Here is an 11,133-nt window from a genome sequence, read left to right on the forward strand (position 1 = left end):
ATCACCCGAAAGGAACCACACACGATGACTACCGCCCTTCCCGCTCCGGTCCAGGCCTCCGTCGGCCTGACGCTCACCGACGCCGAGCGCACCGAGGTCGAGCGGCTCGCCTCGGAACTGGCCGAGGCGCCGCACCGGCTCATCGACGAGCGTGCCTGGATCGACACCGCGCGTCGGCTGTCCGGCCGCCTGCCCCTGCGCATCCGGCAGGAAGTCCGCGACTACCGTTTCGATCCGGGCGCAGACGGCCTGCTGATCCTGCGCAACCTGCCCATGGACCCCGCGGCGCTGCCGGAGACTCCGGCCGTGCCCGAGTCGGTGGAGCGCGTGCCGACCGTACCGGCCGCGGTGAGCACCCTGATCAGCCTGTGCCTGGGCGAGGTCGTCGCCTACCAGGCCGAGAAGTCCGGTGCGCTGGTACAGAACGTCGTACCGATCCCGGGGCGTGAGGAATCGCAGAGCAACGCGGGCTCCACGCTGCTGGAACTGCACGTGGAGAACGCCTTCCACCCGCACCGACCGGACTTCGTGAGCCTGTTGTGCCTGCGCAACGACCACACGAACACGGCGGGCACCTTGGTGTCCTCCATCCGTCAGGCGCTGACGCTGCTCCCCGAGCACATCCGGGAGGTGCTGGAGTCGCCGCGGTTCGTCACGCAGCCGCCGCCGTCGTTCCGTGCCGGGGACGCTCCGCAGCACGCCGTCCTGGAGGGCAGCCGGCAGGACCCGAACGTCCGGGTCGACTTCCACGCGACGAGCGCGCTCGACCCGGGTGCCGCGGCGGCCCTGGAGGCCCTGCAGGCCGCGTTCCTCGACGTCGCGGCCATGCTGGTCCTGCAGCCCGGTGAGCTGGCCTTCGTGGACAACCGTGTCGCCGTCCACGGCCGTACGTCGTTCCGGCCCCGCTACGACGGCCGGGACCGCTGGCTGCACCGCACCTTCGTCCACCTCGACAACCGCCGCACGACGAGCTACCGCGCTGACAGCGGCTTCGTGCTGGCCTGATGGACGACCGCGCCGAGCCGTGGTCCGTCCTGGGCACCGCCGCCCCGCGTCGGGGCATCCGCCCGATCGGGGCCGCGGTGGCGCTCTGGCGGCTGGACACCCGGCGGGAGGTGATCGGCGGCCACCGGGTAGGGGACGCCCTGCTGGACGCCTCGGAACGCTCGCGGGCCGCCGCCCTGGTACGCCCCGGGGACCGGCACCGCTACCTGGCCGCGCACGTGGGCCTGCGGGTCCTGCTGGGCGGCTACTTGCGCATCCCGCCGGAGCGGGTGTCGTTCGTCCGGGAGGACTGCCCGCACTGCGGGGGCCCGCACGGCAGACCCGCGCTGGCCGGGGGCCCGGCGGCGGGACTGCACTTCTCGCTCTCGCACACCGGGGACGTGGCCGCGGTCGCGGTGGCCGCGGCCCCGGTCGGGCTGGACATCGAGACCCACCCGCGCCCGGAGACGGCCGAATCGCTCGCGCGCTCCCTGCACCCGCGGGAAGCCGCGGCCCTCCTCGCCCTCCCGCCAGCCGCGCGCCCGGCGGCTCTGGCCCGCGTCTGGGTCCGCAAGGAGGCCTACCTCAAAGCCACGGGTCACGGCCTCGCCGCCGGCGCCACCCATCCCTACGTAGGCACCGCCCCCGACCCGTCCCCCACCCCGAACTGGACCCTCACGGACCTCCCAGCCCCCCGGAACCACGCAGCAGCCCTGGCCAGCCCCGTCCCCGGACCCTGAGGGTCCGTGGTGGGTCATCGGGAACAGGTGGATGCGGCCGTTCGGCCGTGTCGGAGCCCAGAGCGGACGAGCGTCAGCCGAGGGCGGGGATGATGTCGGAGCCGTAGGCGTCGATGGTGCCCTCGCGGTTGTCGTGCATGTCGTAGACGGCGAACTGGTCCACGCCGAGGTCGCGCAGGTGGCGGAGCTTCTCGACGTGGGCCTCGGCGGGGCCCAGGAGGCAGAAGCGGTCGACGATCTCGTCGGGAACGAAGACGGTGTCGGGGTTGTCGGCGCGGCCGTGGTGGGAGTAGTCGTAGCCCTGCCGGTCCTTGATGTACGCGGTGAGCTCTTCGGGGACCATCGAGGAGTGCTCGCCGTACTTGGACACCAGGTCGGCGACGTGGTTGCCGACCATGCCGCCGAACCAGCGGCATTGGTCCCGGGCGTGCGCCAGGGCCTCCGGGGAGTCGTCGGCGGTGACGTAGGCGGGCGCGGCGACGCAGATGGCGAGGGCGTCGGGGTCGCGGCCCGCGTCGGTGGCCGCCTGCCGGACCGCCTTGACCATCCACTCGGTGAGGAACGGGTCGGCGAGCTGGAGGATGAAGCCGTCGGCCTTCTGACCGGCGAGGGCGAGCGCTTTGGGGCCGTACGCCGCCATCCAGACGGGCAGCTTGCCGTTCCTGATCCACGGGATGCGGATCGGGTTGCCGTCGACCTCGGCCTCGCGGCCCTCCGCCAAGTCGCGGATGACCTCGATGGCCTCGCCGAGGCGGGCCAGGGTGTTGGGCCTGCGGCCGGCCACCCGCATGGCGGAGTCGCCGCGGCCGATGCCGCAGACGGTGCGGTTGCCGTACATGTCGTTGAGGGTGGCGAAGGTGGAGGCCGTCACCTCCCACGTGCGCGTCCCCGGGTTGGTCACCATGGGGCCGACGTGCAGCTTGGTGGTGTTGGCGAGGATCTGGCTGTAGATGACGAAGGGTTCCTGCCAGAGCACCGCCGAGTCGAAGGTCCAGCCGTAGCGGAAGCCGTTGCGCTCGGCGCGCTTCATGAGGCTGACGACCTGCGAGGCGGGCGGGTCGGTCTGCAGGACGAGGCCGAAGTCCATACGTCGCTCCTTGCTGGGGAGTACGGGAGCCGGGGCGTGCGGGCCCCGGCTCCCCCTAGAGGTATTGGCAGGTGGAACGGTGGACGAAGGCGCCGTGGCCCGCCCGGCCCGTGTACTCGCGCTGGTCGATGACGATCTCGCCGCGCGACAGGACCGTGTCGACGCGTCCGGTGATCCGCCTGCCCTCGTACGCCGAGTAGTCCACGTTCATGTGGTGCGTCTCGGCGGAGATGACCTGCTCGGCGTGCGGATCGTAGAGCACGATGTCGGCGTCGGAACCCGGCGCGATGGTGCCCTTCTGCGGGTAGAGGCCGAACATTCGGGCCGGGCTCGCACACGCGATCTCGATCCAGCGGCGGCGGCTGATGTGCCCGTCCAGGACCGCCTGGTGGAGGAGGTCCATCCGGTTCTCCACTCCGGGCAGCCCGTTGGGGATCTCCGAGAAGTCCCCGCGGCCCAGTTCCTTCTGACCCCGGAAGCAGAACGGGCAGTGGTCGGTGGAGACCACCTGGAGGTCGTTGGTCCGCAGGCCCCGCCACAGGGCCGCCTGGTGCTCCTTGGGGCGGAGCGGGGTGGAACAGACGTACTTGGCGCCCTGGAAGTCGGGCTCCTCCAGGTTGTCCGTGGACAGGAAGAGGTACTGCGGACAGGTCTCCCCGAAGACGGGCAGGCCCTTGTCGCGGGCGGCGGCGAGCTCGCCGACCGCTTCCTCCGCGGAGACGTGGACCACGTAGAGCGGAGCGCCGGCGACCCGCGCCAACTGGATGGCACGGTGCGTGGCCTCGGCCTCCAACAGCACCTTGCGGACCTCACCGTGGTGGCGCGGGTCGGTCTCCCCGCGCGCCAGGGCCTGCTCGATCAGCACGTCGATGGCAATGCCGTTCTCGGCGTGCATCATGATCAGCCCCCCGTTACCGGAGGCCCGCTGCATGGCGCGCAGGATCTGGCCGTCATCCGAGTAGAAGACCCCCGGATACGCCATGAACAATTTGAACGAACTGACGCCTTCCTCGACGAGCCCGTCCATTTCCTTGAGCGTGTGCTCGTTGACGTCCGACACGATCATGTGGAACGCGTAGTCGATCGCACAGTTGCCGTCGGCCTTCGCGTACCAGGCGTCCAAGCCCGCGCGGAGCGATTGCCCTTGCGACTGAACCGCGAAATCGATGATCGTGGTCGTACCGCCCCAGGCCGCGGCGCGCGTCCCGGTCTCGAAGGTGTCCGACGCGAAGGTGCCGCCGAATGGCAGCTCCATGTGGGTGTGCGCGTCAACCCCACCCGGGATCACGTACTTCCGGGAGGCATCGATCACCCGATCGGCAGTCCAGTCCTGGCTACCTGTGGTCGCCAGGGCTACGACGCAACCATCCTCGATCAGGACATCCGCGTGCAGCTCTTCGGCAGCGGTGATCACAAGGCCACCGGTAATGAGAGTTCTGGTCATGCCTGAGAAATCCCTTCCCGTCGGGTCGCGTCGATCGTGCGGTCGGCCGTCCGGGCTCCGGCGGCGGCCGAGCCGTGTGCGGCCGGCGCCGCCACGCGGCCGTCCTCGATCCGGACGTCGGCGTGCAGTTCGTCGGAGGCCGTGCCGACGGGGCCGCCGCGGATCAGGGTGCGGATGCTCATGTGATCCCCCTACTCAGATGCTGCGCAAGGCCTGTTCGAGGATCTCGGCGCCCTCTTCCGCCTCGGCGACGGTGAGGGAGAGCGGCGGCGCGATGCGCAGCACGCTGGTGTTGTACCCGCCGCCCTTGCCGAGCAGCAGGCCGCCTTCGCGGGCCGCCTCCAGGACGGCCGCGGCCGCGTCCGGGTCGGCCTCGTCGGTGCCCGGCTTCGTGAGTTCGAGGCCGGCCATCAGGCCCCGGCCGCGGATCTCCCGTACGGCGGGCACGGTGGCGGCGATCGCGCGCAGCCGCTCCAGGAGCATGCCGCCGACGCGGCGGGCGTTGCCCTGGAGGTCGTGCTCCAGCAGGTACGCGAGGTTCGCTACGCCGGCCGCCATGGTGACCGGGGAGCCGCCGAAGGTGGAGATGGAGTTGGAGTCCAGGCAGTTCATCACCTCGGCGCGGGCCACGACCCCGCCGATGGACATGCCGTTGCCGATGCCCTTGGCGAAGGTGAGGATGTCCGGCGGGCCGTTCTGGGCGTGTGCCTGCCAGCCCCAGAAGTTGTCGCCGGTGCGGCCCCAGCCGGTCTGCACCTCGTCGCTGATCCACAGGATGCCGTGGCGGTTCAGGACCTCGCGGAAGGCTCCGTAGAGGCCGTCGGGCGGGGAGGTGAAGCCGCCGACGCCCTGGATGGGTTCGGCGATGAGGGCGGCCACTCCCCCGCGGGCCTGGCCGAGCACGTCCTCCAGGTCCTCGACGGCGGCGGCGGTGAAGGCGGCGTCGTCCAGGTGGGCGAGGGGGCCGCGGGTGCGGACCGCGCCCTGGACGTAGTACGTCTGCAGCGGCGAGAGGCTGGTCGGGGACCAACCGCGGTTGCCGGTGATCGAGACGGTGGAGAAGGACCGGCCGTGGTAGCTGTTGCGCATCGCCAGGATCTGGTTGGAGCGGCGGTACGTCGTCGCGAGCAGCAGGGCGGTGTCGTTGGCCTCGGTGCCGGACGTGGTGAAGAACACCCGGGCGTCGGGGATGCCGGAGAGCGCGGCGACCCGCTCGGCCAGCTCGATCATCGGCCGGTTGAGGTACAGGGTGGAGGAGTGGATGATCCGCCCGGCCTGCTCGGACACGGCCTTGGTGACCTCGGGCAGGGCGTGGGCGGTCATCGTGGTGAGGATGCCGCCGAAGAAGTCGAGGTAGCGGTTGCCGTCGGCGTCCCAGACGTGGCGGCCCTCGCCGTGGGTGAGCTCGATGGGGTGCTTGTAGTAGAGCGCGAGCCAGTCGGGCAGGACGGTGCGGTGGCGGCTGTGGAGCGGGGTCGGGTTGGTCACGGTTGTACGAGCCCTCCGTAGGCGTCGGGGCGGCGGTCGCGGTAGAAGGCCCACTGGTCGCGGACCTCCTTGATCAGGTCGAAGTCGAGGTCGCGGACGACGAGTTCCTCGTCCTTGTCGCTGGCGACCTCCCCGACGAACTGACCGCGCGGGTCGACGAAGTAGCTGGTGCCGTAGAAGTCGTTGTCGCCGTACTCCTCCTGGCCGACGCGGTTGATGGCGGCGACGAAGTACTCGTTGGCGACGGCGGAGGCGGGCTGCTCCAGCTGCCACAGGTACGCGGACAGGCCGCGGGAGGTGGCGGAAGGGTTGTAGACCAACTGCGCTCCGGCAAGGCCCAGTTGGCGCCACCCCTCGGGGAAGTGGCGGTCGTAGCAGATGTAGACGCCGATCCGGCCGACGGCGGTGTCGAAGACGGGCCAGCCGAGGTTGCCCGGACGGAAGTAGTACTTCTCCCAGAAACCCTTGACCTGGGGGATGTGGTGCTTGCGGTACTTGCCCAGGTAGCTGCCGTCGGCGTCGATGACGGCGGCGGTGTTGTAGTAGAAGCCCTCGCTCTCCAGCTCGAAGACCGGTACGACGATCACCATGCCGGTCTCGCGGGCGAGGTCCTGCATGCGGCGTACGGTCGGACCGTCGGGGACGGCCTCGGCCCAGCCGTAATGCTCGGGCTCCTGGACCTGACAGAAGTAGGGGGCGTTGAAGACTTCTTGGAAGCCGATGATCTGCGCGCCCTGGGCGGCTGCCCGGCGGGCGTGCTCCTCGTGCTTGGCGATCATCGATTCGGTGTCTCCGGTCCAGGTGGCCTGGACCAGCGCGGCGCGGACGACTTGGGCCATGAGCTGCTCCTCGCGACGGGAACGCCGAGTTCTACGCACGTAGACGGTATGCGTAGGGAGTAGAACGTAGGCCTCGTCACAGCGTGGGGCAAGACCGCCGTGCACGGTTGGAGTAGTCGATCACGTTACGTCGCCCCGCGGTCGAATCCGGTCACCAGGCGGGCGGGTTACGCACCGGCGATGCCCGCCACCCGTAGGGCGTGGACCAGGTCGCGGTGGTGGGGTCCGGGCAGTGCCCGGGCTGCCCGGAGCAGTCGCGGGGCGAACCACTGGGGGTCGTACCGGGCCAGGCCCGCCGCCTCCTCGGCGGTGCGCACCCGGACGAAGGCGCCGAGCAACGCGTCGGCCTCGCGGACCCGGCCGGCCCCGCCGAGGGCGAGCGCCGCGTCCGCGACCTCGACGGCCGGGCGGGCCGCGCCCTGGCGCAGCAGGGCGTCGCAGTCGGCCTCCCGGCCCGCGGCGCCGAGGGCGGCCGCGGCCGCCGCGAGTCGCTCGGGCGGGAGCGAGGCCGCCTCCCACAGCAGGGTGGCCCAGTCGGCCGCGAGCCCGGCCCGGGTCAGCTCGGCGGCGAGTGGGGGCAGCTGCTCGGCGGGCCGGGCCGCGGCCTCGCACAGCAGGACGTGCGCCTCGCCGCTGCGGCCCTGGGCGCGCAGGGCGAGCAGGGCGGCGGCGACGGGTCCCGGGACGCCCGCCGCAGGCCCTGCCGGGTGCTCGGCACGCGGTACGGGGCGGGGCGCGGCCTCGGCGGGGCCGGGGGCTTCGGGTGCGGGGTCGTCCGGAACGGCGAAGCGGGCTCCGCGCGGCGCGGGGAGCGCGGCGCCGGGAGCAGAACCGGGGGTGCCGTCCCCGCCGGGGTATCCCGGCGGCGGGGTGAAGGCCGGGGCCGCGGGGGCCGCCGAGCCCGCGTACCGGGCGCCCCCGGCGCGCCGCGCACCGCGCAGCCACCGCCCCTCGGCCCGGCCGACCGGCGGCTCGGCCCGCGGCTCGGCCCGCGCGGAGGGTTCCTCGGCGGCGGCCGTGTCCGGCCGGGTGTTCGGTACGGCGCTCGAGCCCGCGCTCGCCCCGGTGCTCGGCTCGGTGCTCGCCCCGGCGCTCGACCCGGCGCTCGGTGCGGTGCGCGCCTCGCGCTGCCGGGGCACCCCGGGCAGCCACGGCGCGACCTCCGGCCGCGCCGGCCACAGCCCGTCGGGGCCCACGTGCAGGGCCCGCAGGCGGGCGGCCAGGTCTTCGTGGCGGGCCACGGCGCGGGCCACGTCGTCCTGGGCCCAGGCGAGTTCCCGGGTGAGGGCGTCCGTCTCGGCCCGGTCGGCGGCCCGGCCGAGCCGTACCGTCAGGCTCCGCAGGGCCGTCTGCGATGCGGCCCGCTGGGCCACCGCCGCGGCGAGCAGGGTCCGCAGCTCCCCCTCGCCGCCCGGCAGCCGGTCCCACACGGCGACGGCCGCCGCCCGCAGCTGGGCCGCGTATACGGTCTCCCGCGCCGCGAACTCCGCACCCCGCGCCCCGGCCAGGTCCCGCAGCAGCGATTCCACCATGTCCCACGGGGGCATCGCCGCCCCGTCGAGACAGGCCTTCATCCCCTCCGGATCCCGGCGCAGGAACTCCCCGTACCAGCCTGCCCCGGGATCCAGTCTCTGCGTCAACCCCAGTAAATACCCCGAGAGTTGACTGATCGCCAGCGAAGTCGCGGTCTCCATGACGGCATTGGATCCCACCTGTGTTACGGGCGGGCTACGGGAATCTCAAAGCTTGACGGCGATCGCGGTGTGCGGACGCTTGCCCCGGCGCGCCAGGGCGGCCGGCACGTCCACCACCCAGAACTGCCAGGTGTACTTGCGCGACATCAACTTCCGCACCCGCCGCAGCCCCGCCTCGTCGAGCAGTCGGGCCTCGCCCTCCCGCGGCTGCGCCCCTTCCTCGACGCGCCCGCGCATGTCGCAGGCGGTCACGGTGACCCGCCCGTTGTTGCGGATCCGCTTGACCTTCCACGAATCGCTGCGCGTCCACACGTACAGCTCGCCCCCGTCGGCGACCGCCCACACCGGTGTCGCCACGGGCGTGCCGTCCTTGCGGAAGGTGGTGAGGCTGACGTACCGCGCCCTGCCGAGCTCTTCGAGGTCCATGTCCGCACCCTAGGGGGTGGATCGCCGATCAGGCGGGCGGGGTCTCTCCGTGGCTGACCGTTTCCCAGGCCACGAACAGCTCGTCCGTCCCGGCCGGCCGCGTCTTCTCGACCAGGGCGCGGGTGTACGGGAGCTTCGCGCCGGTCCGGGTCTCGTAGTGGTGCAGGGCCACCTCCAGGTCGGGCCCCATGGTCCGCTCCACCTTGCCCCCGCACAGCCACGGCGGGGCCTGGGCCCCGAGCTGGTACTTCGCGTGGAACTCCAGCGCGGTGCGCAGCCGGGCGGACTGCTCGCCGTACAGGTCGACGCCCTGGTGCCAGGCGGTCTCGGCGATGTGCGCGGACGCGGCGAGCGCGTAGCCGACGTGCATCAGGTTGCGGCAGGTCTCCTGGGCGATGCCGTCGACGTAGGTGCCCTGGTCGAACCAGTACGCCTTGACCTGGGCGGCCGTCTGGATGGCGGCGGACCGCGGGGCCATCGGGCGCGGGCCGTCCATCCGGAGGTAGAAGTACGCCGGCACGCGCGCCCGGAACCGCTCCAGGGACTCCCGGAAGACCGCTCGGTCCTCCAGGAAGACGGCGATGGAGACGGCGGCGTCGGTCATGGCCAGTTCCCAGTTGCCGTTGTAGGCGGGCACCTGGGTGCGGACGGCCGGCAGGTAGGCCGTGCGCAGCATCTCCTTGAACCGGGCGACCCGGGGCTCCGCCCAGTTCGGGTAGTCGGCGTGCATGATCTCGGCGGCCCGCGCCCAGCTGGATCCGGACCAGGCGGCCTGGAGTCCGGCGTTGTCCTCGCGGTGCGTCTTCATCACGGCCGACCAGGCGTCCATGATCTGCACGGCCTTGCGCGCGTGGGCGGGCCTGCCGTTCACCGACCACAGCAGGGCGTGGCTGTAGGCGGCGATCGCGTCCTGCCGCTCGTCGAGACAGGACTGCGGTCCGCTGTTGAAGGGGCAGGGCACCACGTCGGCCGGGTGCGGGGTGTAGTCGAGCGAGGCGTAGCGACTGCCGAGGAGCGCCCGGTAGGCGGAGAGCCAGGGTTCCTTGCCGGCCGCGACCATCTGCTTCGCCTGCCGGAGCTGACCGCGGCTGACGACGACGCCGGGGTGGTGGAAGACCACGTCGCCGGCGCGGTGACGGCCTTCGGGGGCGGCGCACGCCGCGAGCAGCAGGCCGCCCGCGAGGAGGGCGCCGACGACTGCGAAACCGACTCGCTTGGATGCGTTCATGGCTGACACGCCTTCACGCTTGCCCCGTGCTCCGCACCTCCCACCGCCCATTGGGCCGTCTGGCCGCCGGGCCCGCCCGAACGACAGGAGCCGACGGGACTTTGACGACAGGCCTAGGCGGGGACGACGGCGCAGCGTCGCAGCAGATCGTCCAGGGAGAGGCCGAGCGCCGCGGCGAGGGCTGCGACCGTGAAGAAGGCGGGGGTGGGTGCCCGGCCGGTCTCGATCTTGCGCAGGGTCTCGGCGGAGAGTCCGGCGCCGGCCGCGACCTCGACCATGCTCCGGTCACCGCGGGCCTCGCGCAACAGGACGCCGAGCCGCTCGCCGCGCTCGCGCTCTTCGGGGGTGAGGGGGGTACGGACCATGCCCCCATCCTACCCCGCACACCAATAACTATCCCGTTATTCTTATACCGGTATAGTTATTGGCATGGTGAAACTGAAGACGGACCGAGAGATCGACGAGATGCGGGCCGCGGGCCGGGTGGTCGCCCGCGCCCTGGCCGCCGTACGGGAGGCCGCCGGCGTGGGGGTGTCCCTGCGGGACCTGGACCAGGTGGCCCGAGAGGTGCTCCGCGGGGCCGGTGCCACCTCGCCCTTCCTGGGCTACCGGCCGCCGTTCGCACCCGTGCCCTTCCCCGCCGTGGTGTGCGTCTCGGTGAACGACGCCATCGTGCACGGCATCCCCGACGACTACCGACTGCGGGACGGCGACCTGGTCAGCGTCGACTGCGGGGCGGAGCTCGGCGGCTGGGCCGGGGACGCGGCGGTCAGCTTCACCGTCGGTCCCGCCCGGGCCGCCGACCTCCGGCTGATCGAAACCTCCGAGGCGGCCCTCGCCGCCGGGATCGCCGCCGCCGTGCCCGGCAACCGGATCGGCGACATCGCCCACGCGATCGGCACCACCTGCCGCGCCGCCGGGTACGGGGTGCCGGACGGCTTCGGCGGCCACGGCATCGGCCGCACCATGCACGAGGACCCGGGCGTGCCCAACGAGGGCCCGCCGGGACGCGGCATGAAGCTGCGCCCCGGCCTGGTCCTCGCCATCGAGCCGATGCTGATCGCGGGCGGTACGGACGACTACACGTGCGACGCGGACGGCTGGACCCTGCGCACCGTGGACGGCAGCCGGGCCGCCCACTCGGAGCACACGGTCGCGATCACCGCCGACGGCCCGCGGATCCTCACGGCCCTCTGAACCCCT

At 72.5% G+C, this 11,133-nt stretch carries 12 protein-coding genes; 3 read left to right on the forward strand and 9 right to left on the reverse strand.

Annotation, left to right across the window (positions count from 1 at the left end):
* The first annotated feature begins 24 nt into the window (after positions 1–24).
* The gene (locus OG386_RS10875; RefSeq protein ID WP_328787968.1) at positions 25–1,005 is read left to right on the forward strand and encodes a TauD/TfdA family dioxygenase; all 981 of its coding nucleotides are present in this window, start codon (positions 25–27) and stop codon (positions 1,003–1,005) included.
* The gene (locus tag OG386_RS10880; protein WP_328787969.1) at positions 1,005–1,724 is read left to right on the forward strand and encodes a 4'-phosphopantetheinyl transferase family protein; all 720 of its coding nucleotides are present in this window, start codon (positions 1,005–1,007) and stop codon (positions 1,722–1,724) included. Before OG386_RS10875 ends, OG386_RS10880 begins: the two co-directional genes overlap by 1 nt.
* Positions 1,725–1,797: 73 nt before the next feature.
* Here the strand turns inward: OG386_RS10880 and OG386_RS10885 are convergent, their stop codons facing one another.
* The 9 genes from OG386_RS10885 to OG386_RS10925 all read right to left on the reverse strand — a co-directional run bounded on the left by OG386_RS10885 (position 1,798) and on the right by OG386_RS10925 (position 10,295).
* Positions 1,798–2,811 (reverse strand): TIGR03842 family LLM class F420-dependent oxidoreductase, encoded by a 1,014-nt coding sequence (locus OG386_RS10885; RefSeq protein ID WP_328787970.1) that lies wholly within the window; start codon positions 2,809–2,811, stop codon positions 1,798–1,800.
* A gap of 55 nt (positions 2,812–2,866) precedes the next feature.
* Complete coding sequence (gene hydA / locus OG386_RS10890) at positions 2,867–4,255, reverse strand: dihydropyrimidinase (protein ID WP_328787971.1); 1,389 nt, start codon at positions 4,253–4,255, stop codon at positions 2,867–2,869.
* Positions 4,252–4,437, reverse strand: a complete 186-nt coding sequence (locus OG386_RS10895; protein ID WP_405789335.1) for a hypothetical protein — start codon at positions 4,435–4,437, stop codon at positions 4,252–4,254. Before OG386_RS10895 ends, hydA begins: the two co-directional genes overlap by 4 nt.
* A gap of 13 nt (positions 4,438–4,450) precedes the next feature.
* Positions 4,451–5,743 (reverse strand): aspartate aminotransferase family protein, encoded by a 1,293-nt coding sequence (locus OG386_RS10900; RefSeq protein ID WP_327738323.1) that lies wholly within the window; start codon positions 5,741–5,743, stop codon positions 4,451–4,453.
* Positions 5,740–6,582, reverse strand: a complete 843-nt coding sequence (locus OG386_RS10905) for a nitrilase-related carbon-nitrogen hydrolase (protein ID WP_189740752.1) — start codon at positions 6,580–6,582, stop codon at positions 5,740–5,742. Before OG386_RS10905 ends, OG386_RS10900 begins: the two co-directional genes overlap by 4 nt.
* Positions 6,583–6,749: 167 nt before the next feature.
* The gene (locus OG386_RS10910; RefSeq protein ID WP_328787972.1) at positions 6,750–8,222 is read right to left on the reverse strand and encodes a hypothetical protein; all 1,473 of its coding nucleotides are present in this window, start codon (positions 8,220–8,222) and stop codon (positions 6,750–6,752) included.
* A gap of 99 nt (positions 8,223–8,321) precedes the next feature.
* Positions 8,322–8,702 (reverse strand): PPOX class F420-dependent oxidoreductase, encoded by a 381-nt coding sequence (locus OG386_RS10915; protein WP_328787973.1) that lies wholly within the window; start codon positions 8,700–8,702, stop codon positions 8,322–8,324.
* A 28-nt stretch (positions 8,703–8,730) separates the two neighbouring features.
* Positions 8,731–9,930, reverse strand: a complete 1,200-nt coding sequence (locus OG386_RS10920; RefSeq protein WP_328787974.1) for an alginate lyase family protein — start codon at positions 9,928–9,930, stop codon at positions 8,731–8,733.
* A gap of 113 nt (positions 9,931–10,043) precedes the next feature.
* Positions 10,044–10,295, reverse strand: a complete 252-nt coding sequence (locus OG386_RS10925; RefSeq protein ID WP_030714642.1) for a helix-turn-helix domain-containing protein — start codon at positions 10,293–10,295, stop codon at positions 10,044–10,046.
* A 64-nt stretch (positions 10,296–10,359) separates the two neighbouring features.
* Between OG386_RS10925 and map the strand changes: the two genes are divergently transcribed.
* Positions 10,360–11,127, forward strand: coding sequence for a type I methionyl aminopeptidase (gene map / locus OG386_RS10930; protein WP_328787975.1), 768 nt, complete (start codon positions 10,360–10,362; stop codon positions 11,125–11,127).
* Positions 11,128–11,133 lie beyond the last annotated feature (6 nt).

Source organism: Streptomyces sp. NBC_00273 (genome assembly GCF_036178145.1).
Classification (GTDB): domain Bacteria; phylum Actinomycetota; class Actinomycetes; order Streptomycetales; family Streptomycetaceae; genus Streptomyces.

Coding starts and splice junctions, on each gene's coding strand:
- hydA (WP_328787971.1), bottom strand. CDS start 4,255: ATGACCAGAACTCTCATTACCGGTGGCCTTGTGATCACCGCTGCCGAA.
- OG386_RS10925 (WP_030714642.1), bottom strand. CDS start 10,295: ATGGTCCGTACCCCCCTCACCCCCGAAGAGCGCGAGCGCGGCGAGCGG.
- OG386_RS10885 (WP_328787970.1), bottom strand. CDS start 2,811: ATGGACTTCGGCCTCGTCCTGCAGACCGACCCGCCCGCCTCGCAGGTC.
- OG386_RS10875 (WP_328787968.1), top strand. CDS start 25: ATGACTACCGCCCTTCCCGCTCCGGTCCAGGCCTCCGTCGGCCTGACG.
- OG386_RS10880 (WP_328787969.1), top strand. CDS start 1,005: ATGGACGACCGCGCCGAGCCGTGGTCCGTCCTGGGCACCGCCGCCCCG.
- OG386_RS10920 (WP_328787974.1), bottom strand. CDS start 9,930: ATGAACGCATCCAAGCGAGTCGGTTTCGCAGTCGTCGGCGCCCTCCTC.
- OG386_RS10915 (WP_328787973.1), bottom strand. CDS start 8,702: ATGGACCTCGAAGAGCTCGGCAGGGCGCGGTACGTCAGCCTCACCACC.
- OG386_RS10905 (WP_189740752.1), bottom strand. CDS start 6,582: ATGGCCCAAGTCGTCCGCGCCGCGCTGGTCCAGGCCACCTGGACCGGA.
- map (WP_328787975.1), top strand. CDS start 10,360: ATGGTGAAACTGAAGACGGACCGAGAGATCGACGAGATGCGGGCCGCG.
- OG386_RS10895 (WP_405789335.1), bottom strand. CDS start 4,437: ATGAGCATCCGCACCCTGATCCGCGGCGGCCCCGTCGGCACGGCCTCC.